13 protein-coding genes are annotated in these 16,287 nt (G+C 36.6%); 11 read left to right on the top strand and 2 right to left on the bottom strand.

All coding sequences use genetic code 11. The annotated features are described in order from the left end of the window. From PG766_RS10185 to PG766_RS10195, 3 genes are all read left to right on the top strand, one after another. Positions 1 to 633, top strand: coding sequence for a hypothetical protein (locus tag PG766_RS10185; RefSeq protein ID WP_270590777.1), 633 nt, complete (start codon positions 1 to 3; stop codon positions 631 to 633). Beyond that, on the top strand, positions 630 to 3,008 hold the full coding sequence (locus PG766_RS10190; protein ID WP_270590778.1) for an ATP-binding protein: 2,379 nt from the start codon (positions 630 to 632) through the stop codon (positions 3,006 to 3,008). The genes PG766_RS10185 and PG766_RS10190 overlap by 4 nt, the downstream gene beginning before the upstream one ends. 126 nt (positions 3,009 to 3,134) lie before the next feature. After that, positions 3,135 to 3,434, top strand: coding sequence for an AAA family ATPase (locus tag PG766_RS10195; RefSeq protein ID WP_270590779.1), 300 nt, complete (start codon positions 3,135 to 3,137; stop codon positions 3,432 to 3,434). Positions 3,435 to 3,579: 145 nt separating this feature from the next. Here the strand turns inward: PG766_RS10195 and PG766_RS10200 are convergent, their stop codons facing one another. Together PG766_RS10200 and mgtA are read right to left on the bottom strand one after the other, a co-directional pair. Then, positions 3,580 to 3,759: a hypothetical protein gene (locus tag PG766_RS10200; RefSeq protein ID WP_270590780.1), complete on the bottom strand. Its 180-nt coding sequence runs from the start codon at positions 3,757 to 3,759 to the stop codon at positions 3,580 to 3,582. Positions 3,760 to 3,771: 12 nt separating this feature from the next. Further along, complete coding sequence (gene mgtA / locus PG766_RS10205; protein ID WP_334304425.1) at positions 3,772 to 6,435, bottom strand: magnesium-translocating P-type ATPase; 2,664 nt, start codon at positions 6,433 to 6,435, stop codon at positions 3,772 to 3,774. A 385-nt stretch (positions 6,436 to 6,820) separates the two neighbouring features. Here mgtA and PG766_RS10210 point away from each other — a divergent pair, with 385 nt between their 5' ends. From PG766_RS10210 to PG766_RS10245, 8 genes are all read left to right on the top strand, one after another. After that, complete coding sequence (locus PG766_RS10210; RefSeq protein WP_118145129.1) at positions 6,821 to 7,534, top strand: hypothetical protein; 714 nt, start codon at positions 6,821 to 6,823, stop codon at positions 7,532 to 7,534. Between the two features lie 284 nt (positions 7,535 to 7,818). After that, on the top strand, positions 7,819 to 8,928 hold the full coding sequence (dnaN, locus tag PG766_RS10215) for a DNA polymerase III subunit beta (protein ID WP_151165072.1): 1,110 nt from the start codon (positions 7,819 to 7,821) through the stop codon (positions 8,926 to 8,928). 28 nt (positions 8,929 to 8,956) lie between these two features. Next, positions 8,957 to 9,280 carry a hypothetical protein gene (locus tag PG766_RS10220; protein WP_021740638.1) on the top strand — a complete coding sequence of 108 codons (324 nt, stop codon included), beginning with the start codon at positions 8,957 to 8,959 and terminating at the stop codon, positions 9,278 to 9,280. 89 nt (positions 9,281 to 9,369) lie between these two features. Further along, entirely contained in the window at positions 9,370 to 9,618 is a 249-nt protein-coding gene (locus tag PG766_RS10225; protein ID WP_147344965.1) for a hypothetical protein, read from the top strand. A 589-nt stretch (positions 9,619 to 10,207) separates the two neighbouring features. Beyond that, entirely contained in the window at positions 10,208 to 11,674 is a 1,467-nt protein-coding gene (locus tag PG766_RS10230) for a PcfJ domain-containing protein (RefSeq protein ID WP_270590781.1), read from the top strand. A gap of 89 nt (positions 11,675 to 11,763) precedes the next feature. Continuing rightward, complete coding sequence (locus PG766_RS10235; protein WP_270590782.1) at positions 11,764 to 12,738, top strand: hypothetical protein; 975 nt, start codon at positions 11,764 to 11,766, stop codon at positions 12,736 to 12,738. Next, the gene (locus PG766_RS10240; RefSeq protein ID WP_270590783.1) at positions 12,738 to 15,731 is read left to right on the top strand and encodes a DEAD/DEAH box helicase; all 2,994 of its coding nucleotides are present in this window, start codon (positions 12,738 to 12,740) and stop codon (positions 15,729 to 15,731) included. The genes PG766_RS10235 and PG766_RS10240 overlap by 1 nt, the downstream gene beginning before the upstream one ends. 301 nt (positions 15,732 to 16,032) lie before the next feature. After that, positions 16,033 to 16,239, top strand: coding sequence for an excisionase (locus PG766_RS10245; RefSeq protein WP_111919586.1), 207 nt, complete (start codon positions 16,033 to 16,035; stop codon positions 16,237 to 16,239). Positions 16,240 to 16,287 lie beyond the last annotated feature (48 nt).

A 16,287-nucleotide genomic window follows, 5' to 3' on the forward strand; every position in this document is an offset into this window, starting at 1 on the left:
ATGATTTTGCAGGAAGAATTTAAGAAAAATGGATATAAGGATATCCTCGTTAAAGATAATGCTTCAAAATATGATATTGATTTGGATGATATTTTTGATCAAGATCAAAAGCCAGAAGAGTTATTAAGCATTTTTATTAGCAATCAAAAAGATGAATTGTTTTTCCTTCTCGATGGAAACTTGATGAAAATAGATACTTTATGCGATTACTGGGATGATTGTATCCGTGTATTTACAATTATCAATGGCAAATCAGAAACAATTCATAAGTTAAAATATAATATTGTGCAATTGATTGTTTATTCTGGTGATACTCCAGATAAGAGCAGAGAAGGCAATTTGTTGATATCAAGAAAGATCATTATCAAGGGCGATATGACAGATAGGGATCAGATTGTAATTGATGATGATGATGTGATTGAATTACCATTCCATATGATTCCGGTAGATGCATTTGCACCAGATGTGGAGCAGATAAAACGATTGAGACAGTTGCTTCCAGAGGATGAGGAACTTTTAGCACTAATGAAAAAAGAGCAGAAAAAAGTTCAAAAAAAAGAAAGAGAAGGTATATGGGATAAATCTTTTAAAGGACAGGATTTTGAGAAAATTAAGGAGTGGCTGAGAATATGATAATCCGCAAGTTAAAAATGGTAAATTTTAGAGGATTTTGTGATAAAACTATCGATTTTCAGGATAAATCGGTTGTGCTACTTTCCGCTGCAAATGGAATTGGAAAAACGACAACTGTCGATGCGATTGAGTGGTGTCTGACGGGCAATATCGGAAGATTAAAAACTGCTTTTGATACTAGAAGTACTAACGGCGATGAACGTAGGATGAATACTAGAGGAATTCTAAAGAACCGAGATGCTGGAGCAAAAGCGAAAGTCAAGGTAATTCTCTGGTTATTGGACGGAGAAAAGGAGAGAATTCTTTGCAGAGAGCAGACAAAGGATGAATTAAATCCTGAGTTATCTAAGATTATGATTGATAAGAATGAAGAAATGGCGAAAGCATTTATTCAGGAATATGTAGGAGATAGTTTCTATAATTTTCATTTTTGTGATGTTCAGAAAGCAATTAATGTCCAAAGCAGAAAGAGAAAGGATTTGAAGGATTTCTTTGGTGAGTTTATAACGAATTACGATGAACAGAAACAGATTGCAGAGAATCTGGATATTTTTGCAGAGGACGTGGAGCGCTATATTGAGGATAAGGGAAAACAGAAGGTACCGCAGGAAGTGATTAAAAATTACGAAGAGCAGTTAAAAAAGGCTTATGAGGATGCAAAAGTGGTTTCGTATCCCCAGACGATTTTCTATCCGGATGAAAAGAAAGAGATTACGGATCTTAATAAAGAGGAGTTAAGGGCGCAAAAAGCAGAAGTGGAAAATTGCGGTTACCATATAGTAAAAGAAGAACTTTGTAAACTTGTAGAAAATGAGGCTTTAAAGAGTCGGCAGTCTGTTATAAAAAAAATAATTTCTTGCTGGGAGACGAAGGGAGAGTCTATTCAACGTGCAGTAAATGTAGGATTTTCGAAAAATATGGATACGATTACAATTCGTGAAAAGAAGCTTAGAAAATTAAAAGAGTTGTCTTTTTTAAAGGATACGATTTTTCGAGATGGGGAAACCTTGCTTACTTTAGAAATTGATGGATTTACGAAAGCTGATTTCGATGTGGATAAGAAGACAATTGAAGAGAAAGAAAAAAATGTGAAGGATCTTTCCGACGAGATTGAACTACTTTCCAAGAATAATAGGATGTTGAAACTGCTATCTTCTCTTTCCGCAAATAAACAAACGGTGATTGAATATAGAAATGATACTTTCAAAGAAAATGGTTCTGTTCGATGCCCTGTTTGTGGTTCAAAGACATTTTCTACCATGGAAGAATCTTTGATACTTAAGGAAGCTGATGAGTATATCAAGCAGAATGGAGAAGTTGTAAAGGAAAAAGAAGCGAATAAAACTTTGTTACAGACGGAGATTGAAACTCTTTATCAGAAAATCATTAATCGTACAAAAAGTGTAGTAAACAAAGTGAAGGAAACGTTAGAAAAAGAAATTAACAATCTGAAAATTCTAAAGGATGAAACGCAACCATATTTTGATGCGGTTAAGGTATTACAGCAGTCTGGACAAGAAATCAAGGTAGAAGAAATAACAGAAGAAAAGGTAAAGGAATTACTGGTACATGTAGAGAAAAAGCTTTTGAGGGAAACTGAAGAGCAAGAAGTGAGGGATGCTTATCAACAGATTCTAATGGTTTTAGGGTACAAGTTTGAAAATGAGACGATACAACAGACATATGAAAAAGTAAAAAATCTTATTACCAGATCTTATGAGGTAACAAATTTTTCTTATGAGTTGTTTGTATCAAAGCTTAATTCTATTGATAGTATTTTGGCAAATCAGATTTTATGTGATCTGAAAAAGAAATTGAAGGAAGGTAATGAGAATAATAAAAACCTTGATTCTGAGATAAAAGAACTTCAGACATTGAAAAATATTGCAACTCAGAGAGCAAGAGATATCAGAATGCTTGTGGAGGAACTTTCACAAGATGAGTACAAAAAAGTAGGTCCGGCTCTTAGTAAGTTCTATAATAAACTGGCAAGATTTAATTCTAGTGAGGGAATCAATATTGTTCAGGAAAATGGGGGGATATCGTTAGTTGATGATAAAGATAAAAATATTGTTAATATTTTGAGCAATGGTCAAATCAGTGTCTTTATGCTAGCTCATTTTTTTGCTGGTATCAATGCAAGAAATGATTGTGAAAAGATGAAGGTATACTTTATCGATGACTTAACAGCTTGTATGGATGATGTAAATATGCTTGCATTCATGGATTTGCTCAAGTATCAAATGACATCAAAAGCAACTATGGAGCAATTATTTTTCATAACCTGTGATGAACGTATTAGTAAGTTGCTAAAATATAAGTTAAGTGGACGTGGGATAGAACTATGTGAACTTTTGGAAGCAGATTTTGCGTAGGAGTGGAGATATATTAAGTATACTTTAATATGATAGTAAAAACAGAAGTGATAAAAGTTTTGCATTCTGGATTTATAAAGATACTTTGGGGAAAATTTATAACGATGGAGAAGGTATTATAATTAGATGTGCAAAGATATGGATTGTGATATTGTCAATATTAGCAGTCTGAAAATTTTATCAGCATTGCTCACAAAGCATTATAACAGAAAAGTAATCCTTTTGATTGATGAATATAATATGCCGCTTGTGCAGGCTTTTGAACAAGACTATTATGAGTCGATGATTATACTGATGAAAAGTTTGTTTGAACAGGCATTGAAAACTAACGATAATCTGAAACTTGCAGTGTTCACAGGATGTTATTTGGCATATCACCTACTCTTTTACTATAGAAATAAATTCATTTTAGTTACTAAGGACTAAACATAATTATGGGCAGATGCAGTATTTAAAAAAACTGTCATACTAGAGAAACCCGTTTTGGATTTTTTGACTTTCCAAAACGGGGATTAAATTTTTCAATTGTGTTGTTTTTAAAGGTCCGACGTAGTGAATTCCTACGTTTCTTTTATGCCTCTTTTTTATTAGGACAGTTTTGGGTGTCTGTTTTCGGCTTCATAGACCAAAATAGGACGTTCATAAGAATTACAATCAGTAATACAGCAGCTAAAGCCACCCAGAATCCTATGTTCAGACCAAGCCATTCCGTAGTTCCAAAAAGTGTCATCCAAAGTTCTTTCCAGTTCATTGTTGCACCTCCTTAAAGCAATTCGCCAAAGTGACGGACATAAGCTTTTTTCAAGCTTGTTGCCAAAACCATATACAATAAGATACACGGAAGCAGATACGCAAAGTATGCTGCTGGCAGTGCCACAAACCCAAGAAGCTTTCCAAATATCGTAAATGGTATGACGGTTAGAATCGTAATCCCTGTCATTGTAAGGAATGTCACAGGAGCAGATGCCCGGCTCTGGATAAATGGGAGCTTCGGTGTACGGATCATGTGGATCACTAATGTCTGGCTCCACATAGATTCTACAAACCAGCCAGCCTGGAACATTCCGATATACTGTGTCTGCATCGCCGTCAGCTCTGTTCCGCTAAAATGAGTCGGCAGGTCATTGAACAGGATACCCTTAGATACAAAGAATGGGCAGAATACAAAGTACATGAAAATGTATGTGGTAAAATCAAAGATGGAGCTGGTTGGTCCGATCCAGATCATAAAACTGCCTACACTGGAGGCATCCCATTTCCGTGGTTTGGCAATAAATTCTTCATCTACATTGTCCCGTGGGATTGCCGTACAGGACAGGTCGTAGATCAGGTTCAGGAAAATCAAATGTACACTTTCCATTGGCAGGAATGGCAGAAGAGCAGAAGCAGCCAGTACAGAAAACATATTTCCAAAATTGGAGGAAGCCGTCATTTTGATGTACTTGATCATGTTGGCATAAGTTTTTCGCCCTTCAATGATGCCCTGTTCCAAGACCATCAGATCTTTTTCTAAAAGAATGATGTCTGCGGATTCTTTTGCCACATCTACCGCTGTATCTACGGAGATGCCGATGTCCGCAGATTTCATGGCAGCAGCATCATTGATTCCATCACCCATAAATCCAACCGTATGACCATTCTCACGAAGAACAGAAACAATACGGGCTTTCTGCTCCGGTGTCAGTTTCGCAAAGACATCGGTGGTTTCTGCCGCCCTGGCAAGTTCCGCATCATTCATGTGTTCCAGATCAGAACCCAGGAGCATATTGCGAACCTTCAGCCCGACCTGTTTACAGATGGTCCGGGTTACTTTTTCATTATCACCTGTGAGGATTTTGGTAAGGACCCCATGGTTTTTCAATGCCTGGATAGCATCGGCAGTAGACTCTTTCGGTGGATCTAAAAATGCCAGATAACCAATCAGCACCATATCGCATTCATCTTTAACACCAAAAGCGCCTACTGGAGATGGGTTGCTCTTTTGGGCGATAGCCAAAACACGAAAGCCTTTTTCATTTAATCCATCTACAGTTTTCAAAATCCGGCTCCGCACTTCATCACGCAGAGGTTGTACATGCCCGTCACATTCTGCAAAGCTACAGATCGAAAGCATTTCTTCCACAGCACCTTTTGTTACCATCTGTGTCTTTCCGTTTTTATCCTGTACCACAGTGGATAAACGGCGGCGTTTAAAGTCAAAGGGAATCTCATCCACCTTGACGTAGGTTTCGGACAGGTCAATCAGACGTTTATCTGCCGCTTCCATCTCCTCTGTTTTATGGATAATAGCCAGATCCATGAGATTTTTATATCCTGTCTGAAAATAACTGTTCAGATAGGCATGGCGAAGGACTCTGGTATCATCTTCTCCATTTACATTGAGATGATATTCCAATACCACCTTATCCTGTGTCAGTGTCCCTGTCTTGTCTGTGCAGAGGATGTCCATAGCACCAAAATTCTGAATGGAATTGAGGTTTTTTACAATGGTTTGTTTTTTACTCATGGAAACAGCGCCTTTTGCAAGACAGGTGGTTACAATCATCGGAAGCATTTCCGGTGTGAGTCCCACTGCAATGGAAATCCCAAATAGGAAAGCCTCCAGCCAATCCCCCTTTGTAATGCCATTCACAAAGAATACCAGCGGAACCATGACCAGCATAAAACGGATTAGTACCCATGACACAGCATTGACACCTTTCGTAAAACTGGTTTCCACAGCTTCTCCGGCAACAGCAGCGGCCATAGAGCCAAACAGCGTATGATCGCCAACACAGATAACAACAGCCGTTGCACTTCCGGAGATTACATTACTGCCCATAAATGCAATATTGGTATAATCCGTCACACTGTCCTTATGTGGGCTTACATGAGGGATCTTTTCAACCGGTTCACTTTCTCCGGTAAGGCTTGCCTGGCTGACAAATAGATCCTTTGCATCCAGGATACGGACATCCGCCGGAATCATGTCCCCAGCAGATAAATGGACAATATCACCTACCACCAGGTCATCCATGGGTATCTCTGTTTTTTCCTGCCCTATGCGGGTGACGGTACAGGTGGTTGTGATCATTGCAAGCAGCTTTTCCGCCGCATTTCCGCTGCGGGATTCCTGCACAAAGCGAAGGGTACCGGAAATAAATACCATAGTTAAAATGATAACGACTGTCAAAAAATCAAAGTCCTCTGGTACGCTTCCAAAGAGTGAAAAATACGGGAAAATCATATCCGTAATCGTGGAAACAAAAGCAAGGCAAAATAAAATAGCAGTAAAAGGGTTGATAAATGCACCCGCCACACGTTTTGCCAGGGATTTCTTTTTTTCGTGGGTGACTTTGTTCGTACCGTATTTGGAACGGTTTATGGATACGGTATCTGCTTCTAACCCCCTAAAACAGAGCTGGCAGTAAAAAGAAAGGGTGAGCATATAGTGGAAGAAATCTGTATTACGGTGAAGACGATAGAAGATGCCTGTAACCTTGTACGGCAAGCATATAGAGATTCCGATGTATGTTTGGGAGAGATTTTTCGAAACATAGAAATTCAAGGATTGAGCATTCAGGAAGTAGTGGAAGTATTTTCCATACTGTATCGTGAACTGGAAAATGACAGAGTCTGTCGTGTGAATGTGGAAGAAAAATTTTTCACATTTGTAGCATAGAAATTTGATGATGGCGGGGGTGTGTCGGTGACATGCCCCCTAAAAAATACCATGAACAGCCAATTACGCAATAAAAAAGGCAATTTAAACAAAGAACCTTGTGGTTTTACCAGAGCATGCTATTCTAAAAGAAAAAGGGGAGGGAATACAAATGATGAAAATTGCGATATTTTACCAGAAAGAAAGCAAGCTTTTGGATGATATACGAAAGAAGATCCGAAAGGAAGCGTGTCAGCTAGATAACATATATGCGATTTATGAATATTCTACGATAAAGGCTTTGCGCAAAGCAAATGAACAAAGTCCTATGGATATCGTGTTTTTGGAAGATACGATAGATAATTGTGGACTGACAGCCGCCAAATATATCCGGGAAACAGGACAAAAAACTTCTCTCTACTTTTTCGGAACGTCTACGAATCGGGCTTTTTATGGATATGAATATAAGGCAGCACATTATTTGACGGAAAAAGAACAGGTAGAAAGTTTAAATATCTACCAGCATTTTTTCAGAAAGTATTTTCCAAAGAAAACGATTTTCCTGTTTGATCAAAGCATGGATTCTGCATGGGCTATGTGTTTATCCGAAGTTGTTTATATTGATTTAAAAACCGGGGATATTTGTACAGAAAAAGGAGAGAAAAAATCGGGTTATATACTGACAGAGAAAGTATTGGAAACAATACGAAAAAAGACCTCTTTTCTGAACGTTTCTGGAGAATATCTTGTCAATCAGGATTTTATAATAGATGTGACTGGGCAGATGATTTACCTATATCAGAATAAAAGCATTTTATGTAAAGAAAAGGAGATGGATACGATTAAAGAGTTCCTTTGGAACATGGGACAAAAAGAGTTTTTATAAGGGAATATTATGCATACAATATATAGAAAAAATGGATTGTAAAAAACTATATATTGTGTTAATATATTGTTGAATATATTTTTACAAATGGAAAAATTTGTAGTTAGTATTTCATTTTGGCAGAAGCCAAAAGCAGTATTTTAAGGAATATCCTGAGAAATAGAAAGAAAGACATGAATAATCGTATGGTTTTTTGTGTCTTTTTTTGTATGCAGAAATGGAAAGGAGGACAAATTCAGTTTTTAGAAGCAGACATTATCGTTGTATGAAAGGAGAACTATTTTATGAAAATTATTTGTAAAAAGACAGATTTAGCAAAGGCAGTTCAGACTGTATCAAAGGCAGTTCCTGCAAAAGCAACCACCTCTATTTTGGAGTGTCTTTTGCTCCGGGCAGAAAAAGAGGAGATTACCCTTACCGGGAATAACCTGGAATTGGGGATTGAAACAGTAATGCCGGGAAACATTGAAGAGGAAGGCAGTATTGCAATCCAGGCAAAAGTATTTGGGGAGATTGTAAGAAAACTTCCAGAGGGAGATGTTGTACTGGAAACAGGGGAAAAAGATCAGGCGACTGTACGCTGTAAGAAGACGAAGTATAATCTTTCTGTAAAGTCAGCAGAAGAGTACACCTGTATTCCCGATATGGAACGGAAGAATCATGTCACGATTTCAGAGTTTGACTTAAAAGAGGCAATCCGGCAAACGATTTTTTCAGTAGCAGATACTTCCTCAAAGAAGGCAATGACAGGAGAACTGTGGGAAATTAATGGAAAAGAACTGAAAATTGTAGCGCTGGACGGACACCGTATTTCACTTAGAAAAATCAAACTGAAAAAAGAATATGAACCGCGAAAGGTCATTGTTCCAGGAAAAACACTGGCAGAAATCATCAAGATTATTGGCGGAGATCCGGAGAAGGAAATTGCAGTTTACTTTACAGAGAACCATATTCAGTTTGAGATAGAAAATACCAGAGCAATCTCCCGGTTGATTGAGGGAGAATATTTAAAAGTGGAGCAGTTATTATCAAAAGATTATGGAACAAAAATCAAAGTTCAGAAAAAGGAATTACAGGAATGTATTGACAGAGCAAGTTTGTTATTGAAGGACGATGCAAAAAAGCCAATTATTCTAAATATTGAAGAAAATATTTTGTCATTGGAAGCAGTATCAAACATGGGCTCTATGAATGAAAGTATGTTCGTTGTAAAAGAGGGAGAGAAATTACGAATTGGGTTTAATCCCAAATTCTTATTGGAGATGCTGCGGGTGATTGATGATGAGGAAGTCTTCATGTATTTTACGAGTGCAAAAACGCCATGTACTGTAAGAGATGAAAAAGACAGTTATGTATATCTGGTTCTTCCGGTCAACCTTAGTGCCGCAGCGTAAAGTGAGAGAAGAGGGTGAATAAGAAGGTATGGAAATTGTTCGAAATGGGCAGAAAATTCTGTTGACAGAGTGGGAATTATTTCAGGCGTATGAAGAACAGAAGTATTTGTACTTAAAAGAAAGCGTTCTGGAAAATATGGAAGACTGTCTTCCAAAAGAGATGTATAGCAAATTGAAAGCAAATGAAGATTACAAGGAAAGAAGCATCACTTTATTCCAAAAATATTATGAGGATTATCATATGGAATATGATGTGGCACTAAAAGAGGCAATCCGCGATTCTGCGAAAAAGTTTCTTGATGCAGAAAAAGCAGAACTTGTAGAAGAAAAAGGAAGGAACAGTAAAGGATGAAAAGAGAAAATTATATTATTACGGTAAAAAGCATTTATATACGTAATGCGGAGATGTTTTGCCCGGAAAGCATGACGGAACAGGAAATTTTGAACTTAGATGATATCGATATTTTTCAGTCCTGTGAGTTTGAAAGATACTGGAAAAATGCAGAAGTTTCTGCTTACTTATGTCAGATGGCTTGTGCAGAAGAAGAATTAAAAAGGGAACTTCAGAAAATTGCAGAATATTTCAAGATACCAGCCTGTTTTTTAGAAGCAATTCCTGTAAAAAAAGATTTGGAAGATGATATATTTCATAATAATGGAGAGAAGGAAAATGAAGAAAGCACTACTTAAAAAGATACCTGTTGTGGAAGCCGGTATTAAGGATAAACAATATATGGAACTTTGCAGACAAAACTATCTGATGAAGGTACAAAAGGCTACGGTAGCACATAAACGGACTTTAATCCTAAATCTTTATGACGCGGAAAACATTATAAAGGAGCAATATCAGCCGTTCTGTCGCATCTTTTTTTCTAATAGAGACTTTATTACATATTTTATAAAAGAAAACCGTTGGTCTATAAAAACTTTGGATATCTTGGAAGCTGAAAAGGAGAAATTTATATCTCAGATTGCGATACGAACATATAAGGAAAAAAGGAGTATTCAACAGTTTTTTCATTGTACAGATGATGCCGTAGACAGTATACAACTGATACAGATAGAACAGCAGAAAAGAAAAGCAGAAAAGTCGTTAAAAAGAAAAAAAAGAAGGATAAAAGATATAGAGTCTCTATTTCGCAGTGTGAAACCAGTGACTGGGAGATTTGAAAAATGGCTGGAATACGAGGTGTTAAAAGAAAGTCAATATATTTTCTATCAGTATTCCAGAAGAAAGATGATAGATTGCACATGTAGTCATTGTAAATCGGAATATCAATTGGAGAGATCTATACCAAGGCATAACAAAGAATATGTGTGTCCCATTTGCAAGCGGAAATCAATTTTTAAAGCAAAAGGAAAATCAGGATATTTTTCTGATTATTCAGAAGCAGTTAAAATTGAAAAAGCATCAGATAGAATCATACTACGTCATTTTGAAGTTAGAAAATCTTATGCTGCGCATGGTACGGGAGAATATACATTATCCTATCATGAAGACTATCGGGCTGTATTTCAGGAAAAATTCCATTTTTATTACCCGGTTTATAGCTGTTTGGCTCATAAGAATGTATGGAAAGAGAAATATATAGATCCGTATTTTCACTACAGATATCATTTGAATTATACGATAAAAGCATATCAGACGATAACCCAAATGCCTGGAATGGTGTATCCATATAATTTGAAAAATGTTTTTAAAGGAACACCATTTGAATATTGCTCCTTAGATTATTTTGTCAAAAATAATCGTTTTGTAGAGCTGCCGGTTGTATATTATCTGAAGACATATTTAAAATTCCCATTGCTTGAACAGTTCGTGAAGCAGAATATGTTTTATATCGCTTTGGAATGCCTATATCAGCTTCCAAACGAATGGGAAGAAACAAAGGAAACGAATACAAGACATTTCTTAGGAATAAATTCACGATATTGCTCTATCCTAAGTAAGTATAATATGGGGATAAGAGAATGGGGCGTTTTACAGAAAATGGAAAAATTAAAAATCCATTTGTCGGAACAGGAAATTTTTGCATATTGTAAAATTTTTGAGAGTAATAGAGATTTCTTGGAATTAAACCAGTATGCATCTATTCGGAAAATTGTGAGTTATCTGGCAAAGCAGATTGAAAAAGAAGAAAAAGGAAAGGCATATAAGTTGTCCGGTGATGTATCTGGTATCAGTCATGCAGAAATGAAATGTTATCAGACGTATATAAGAAGCTGGAAAGATTATATTGAGTGGGCAGAAAAATTGGAATATGATCTGAAAAGCCGATACGTTCTGTTTCCAAAAAACTTTAAAGATGTTCACGACAAGACTTTCCTGGAGTATCAAAAACAACAAGATAAGATGGAAAGAAGAAAACAGGCAAAAGAAAGAAGAACCGTGAACCAACTTTTAAAGAAAGATATAAAACTACTGGATACCAAAATTCAGGATAAGGATTATCTTTTAAAAGTTCCTGAAAATTGTCAGGAAATCCGAAAAGAAGGGCAGGCGTTAGGACATTGTGTAGGAAGTTATATCCCTCATATTGCCAATCGGGAATGTGATGTGTATTTTATCCGGAAAAAGACCGACCCGGATAAGCCTTTTTTTACGGTTGACTGGAGAAGAGGGAAGATTGTGCAATGTCAGGGGAAAGGGCGGATTTGTTATCCGCAGGAAATGGTAGAATTTGTTCATTATGCAGAAGAAAAATTAAGGCTTCTAAAAGGAGAAGAAGAAAAAAAGGCTGCATAGAAATATAAAAATTTTAAGAGAATAGAAACACAGGCAGAAGGATTAGAACATTCTTCTGCCTTTTCTTATGAAGAGAAAGGAACAGAGATATGAATGATGTATTGGAAAAATTACAACGTGTCAAAATCCAAAATAAGACCAGGCTGTCCAAAGAAGACCAGCAATTTTGTCAGATACAGCAAAAATTATATGACAGTACCAGAAATCATTTTTTAAGTATGTTTGTAGATATGGAAACACTGCACCAGCAGGAACTGACCTTTTATGGAAAGGTACAGAAATATGCAGACAGGGTGTACCAACAGAACCTGATTTGTATGGATAAAAAGAAACAAACAGAACTGATGGAAAAGGTACATAATCATTTTATCAGAACCATTATTTCCTTCTTTAACCGGAAATATGGTCTTGCTATACAGCTCCATTCGTATGGACGCTATATTTCCTTACAGACTCTGGCAGAACCCGTATTACATAAGCAGATTTGTTCTTTAACAGAAGAAGAGAAGCAAATTTATCGGGAAGAAAGGAAGAAATGCTGTAAACAGAAAGAAGAAAATCTTCATGAAGTTTTGTTTGCCAGAATTGAGTATCCGTTGATTTTGGATGATATTTTTTCTTATCTGGGCGGTTTTAGTTTTCAGGAGAAAGTGGAGCAGGAGATTAAAACAGACGCAAAAGCAGGGGTGACCTATGCAAAATATAAATTGCAAAGTAAAAAACTGTCCATTCAAAACCTGTTATGCAGCAAAACAGATCTTTGGGGAGAATACGAAATCTGTCTGGATAGTGAAAAATATAAAGCACTTTTACGGGCATTGACTTTTTTTGACTCCAGTAAAGAACAAGTTTCTATTTATGATGGCTGGCTGGAAAGATTTGTAAGTTTTTCATATAGCGGGAAAAAGGAGAAAGAAGGGATTTTTGATGAACACCCTGCGCTTGGAAAGAAAGTTGTTAAATTTAAGTATTTCAAAAATGGCAGATGGGATATTGTTTTTGCCAGTGGTGTACATGCATTGTCTTTTGTCAAAGAGTATCTCGGCTATAAGGAGGCGGCCTAATGGGAAAATACAAAAGAGATAAGGGACTTCAAATACCAATGGAGCAAAGACAAAACTTGAATGCGAAAATTTTGTATCTAGTGGAAAACCATGAAACAGAACTATATGGGGTCACACCAGAGGATATTTTTAATGTGTATATGGGAAATGGTGGGCTGCATGAACTGGACAGGAAAGACTTTCAAAATTTTCATGCTTATACAGAAGCGAAAAAAGAAATAGAGCAGGGACAGTTTTTTACACCAGCGGAAATATGTGAATTTCTTGTTGCCTGCGTTAAACCGGAACCGAAGGATATAATTTATGATTTGACTTATGGTAAAGGAGATTTTTTTAATTATCTTCCCATAGAAAGTAATATCTATGGAACAGAAATTGATATGAAAGCGGTGAAGATTGCCCAGTACCTCTACCCGAAGGCAAACCTGCAATATGGCGATATCCGGCAGTATTCCCCTGTTTTAAGCGGGGATATTGTGTTTGGAAATCCGCCCTTTCATCTGGAATGGGGAACAAAAGAAGCACCGGTATCTTCCCAGATGTATTACTGCAAAAAAGCATATCAGGTACTGAAAAACGGGGGTCTTTTGGTTTTGCTGGTCCCGGAAAGTTTCCTTTCAGATGATTTTTCAAATAAAGGGGATATTGAAGAAATCAATCACATGTTTAATTTGATTGTACAATTTTCTTTGCCGGCAGATGCATTCAAAGAGTATGGTGTGACATCTTTTCGGACAAAAGCAATGATTTTGCAGAAAAAGAGTCAGTATGTAACAGAAAGACCATACACTACAGAGTTGGAAGTTCTGAAGCGGCCACAGGAAATTTATCAAACTTATGTGTTACCGGTTCTTCAGGAACGGAAAAAGCATACTGCCAAGATCTATTTTGAATGTCAGAATACAGATTTAGAGGCAAAGCAGAAACAGGTATTTCAGGAAAAAACGGTGAAACTTTTGTTTGATATCAAAAGAAATCGAAATATCGCTCATAAAGCTGGACTGGCAGAAGCGATTTTGCAGAAATACCTGAAGCAGACGAAACCGGAGGAACTTTCCTGGCAGGAGTGGGAAAAAATTAAAATACAGCCGGAAGATGTTTTACGGAAATTAAAGGGGATTTTATCTTCTGCGAATATGACATACAGGAATGAAATCCGGGTTGTAAAGACAACTTATGGATTTAAAGAAAAGGATTATCGGGAAAATGGGACCGATATGAATTTGGGTTCTATCAATTCTTTTGTATTATCCAAAAGAGAAGTTCCTGGATTTGAGCAGTTCTTAAAGAAGAAACGGCGAGAATTTGCATTGCAGGAAACATCTTTTGAGAAAATGAAGCAGGATGACAAAATTGCAGAATATCTGGAAAATTGGCATGTAACAAGTCAAATGACAGGGGAGGTCAAATATCTGAATGCTGTACAGAAAAAAGAAGTGAATAAACTGCTGCAGAAACGATACGTTGCCCTACAGTTTTCTATGGGAACTGGAAAAAGCCTTTGTACACTGGCAATGGCGCAGTACAGAATGAAATATAATCCTGTCCGGAATATATTCATTGTCGGCACAGCCCTGGCAATCAATAATACATGGGAAGAAATATTGGAAGACTATCAGATTGATTTTTACCGTATTCGGAAGAGGGAGGACATAAAAAGGGTACAGAGAGGACAGATTGTGCTCTTGACTATCAATCTGCTTACGGAATTAAAAAGGGAGATGAAAAAACTGTTACGTATCCGCTGTCAGAAAGTCATGTTGATTTTTGATGAAAGTGATGCAATTACCAACGGAAGTTCAAAACGTACAAAAGCAATGCTTTCTGTTTTTCGAAAATGCAGATATAAAGTGCTGGCAACAGGAACACTGACAAGAAATAACGTGGTAGAAGCAGCACCTCAATTAGAACTGCTTTATAACAACTCTATTCATTATCTGGCAAAGAATGAATGGATCTACCGATTCAAAAACGGACAGATGGAAAAAAATAGGAACTTCTTTTTGAATCAGCCATTTCCAGCTTATAAAAGAGGGTATGAACTGTTTTCTTATTCCTATTTACCAAAGAAGATTACAGTGTTTGGTCTGGAGAAGGCAAATCAGGATATTTATAATGCATCATTTTTAGATGAATTATTAGAAAAAACAGTCATAACAAAAAATTTTGAAGAAGTGGTAGGAAGGAAAATTTATAAGATTTACCAGGGAACCTGTTCTTTTAGCGAAAGGGAAAAAGAAGTGTATCGAATAGCAGTAAAAGAGTTTGATAAAATCCGCAGGAAGTATTTTGCAGCTTACGGCAATGCACGAAAGGATTCCATGTTTCGGATTTTGCAGCAACTGCTGCTCCTTCTGAAGATATGTGCAGATCCTTCTCTTGCATACGAATACGATAGCAATGAAGTACCTACGAAGGTAAAAAAAGCAATCCGTCTTTTGCAGATGTGGAAGTATGAGAAGGTTGCGATTGGAGTACGCAGAATAGAAGTGGCAGATTCCTATTACCGATATTTAAAGCAGGCATTTCCAGAAAGGCAGATCTTTTATATCACAGGGGATAAAGTTCCATGCAAGCAGCGGCAGAGGATTGTAGAAAAACTAAGAAAGACAGAAAATGGGATATTACTTTCTACGCAGCAAAGCTTGTCAGAATCTATGAATATAGATGATGTGGATAAAATTATCCTACCAGAGCTTCATTACAATCATGCGGCTATGGAACAGTATTATTTTCGGTTTATCCGGTATACGTCCAGAAATTTTAAGCAGGTGGTATTTTTAATTTATGAAAATTCCATTGAAGTGAACCTGCTAAAGATGATACTGGCGAAGGAGAAACTTAACCTGTTTATGAAAAATCAATTGCTAGAAAACGGAGAACTATATGAAAGATTCGGCATCAATCCCCAGATATTTTCCCTTTTGATGACAACCAGTGTGGATCAGGAAGGAAAACTTCAGATTCAATGGGGCGAACAAAAAATTAGTTAGAGTGTTTGAAAAAGAAACATACGTAATGATAATTTATGGCAGAATTTTTACTCAAAGAAATTCAAACTACGATACTTTTACTCTGCTTATAGCAGAACAATATATATTTTGAGAAAGTATTGAAAAGTTTATTAGAAAATACAGAATAGGCTTAAAAGTCTGTTTATATTTAGTGTAGAACTTAGCACAATAGTACGCAAAGTCTCCCTAGCGTGGCAATGACAGATATAAAAAATACTTGTTTTTCTGGTTCTTGTATTTTGAGGATTTGTCAGTAGAGATTTATAGGAAAGGAGGATGTATGAACCAGAAACATCAAAATGTTCCAATTTGGGAAAAAGCAAACCTTACTTTGGAAGAAGCGGCAGCTTTTACTAATATAGGAATAAACAAATTGAGGCAGTTAACAGACGAAGATGGATGTGAATATGTTCTTTGGATAGGTTCTAAAAGATTAATAAAACGTAAGAAGCTAGAAGAATTTTTAGAACATGCAGAAAGTTTATAAGAGTCATTGAAACAAGGGGCTTTGATATGATAATATTTGAATATCATT

Origin of the sequence: Coprococcus sp. LG101-27 (assembly GCF_027695515.1) — a bacterium.
Lineage (GTDB): Bacteria > Bacillota > Clostridia > Lachnospirales > Lachnospiraceae > Allocoprococcus > Allocoprococcus comes.

Excerpts from the sequence above, each read along its gene's own strand:
- PG766_RS10185 (WP_270590777.1), top strand. The coding sequence starts at position 1 with ATGATTTTGCAGGAAGAATTTAAGAAAAATGGATATAAGGATATCCTC.
- PG766_RS10190 (WP_270590778.1), top strand. The coding sequence starts at position 630 with ATGATAATCCGCAAGTTAAAAATGGTAAATTTTAGAGGATTTTGTGAT.
- PG766_RS10195 (WP_270590779.1), top strand. The coding sequence starts at position 3,135 with ATGTGCAAAGATATGGATTGTGATATTGTCAATATTAGCAGTCTGAAA.
- PG766_RS10200 (WP_270590780.1), bottom strand. The coding sequence starts at position 3,759 with ATGAACTGGAAAGAACTTTGGATGACACTTTTTGGAACTACGGAATGG.
- mgtA (WP_334304425.1), bottom strand. The coding sequence starts at position 6,435 with ATGCTCACCCTTTCTTTTTACTGCCAGCTCTGTTTTAGGGGGTTAGAA.
- PG766_RS10210 (WP_118145129.1), top strand. The coding sequence starts at position 6,821 with ATGATGAAAATTGCGATATTTTACCAGAAAGAAAGCAAGCTTTTGGAT.
- dnaN (WP_151165072.1), top strand. The coding sequence starts at position 7,819 with ATGAAAATTATTTGTAAAAAGACAGATTTAGCAAAGGCAGTTCAGACT.
- PG766_RS10220 (WP_021740638.1), top strand. The coding sequence starts at position 8,957 with ATGGAAATTGTTCGAAATGGGCAGAAAATTCTGTTGACAGAGTGGGAA.
- PG766_RS10235 (WP_270590782.1), top strand. The coding sequence starts at position 11,764 with ATGAATGATGTATTGGAAAAATTACAACGTGTCAAAATCCAAAATAAG.
- PG766_RS10240 (WP_270590783.1), top strand. The coding sequence starts at position 12,738 with ATGGGAAAATACAAAAGAGATAAGGGACTTCAAATACCAATGGAGCAA.
- PG766_RS10245 (WP_111919586.1), top strand. The coding sequence starts at position 16,033 with ATGAACCAGAAACATCAAAATGTTCCAATTTGGGAAAAAGCAAACCTT.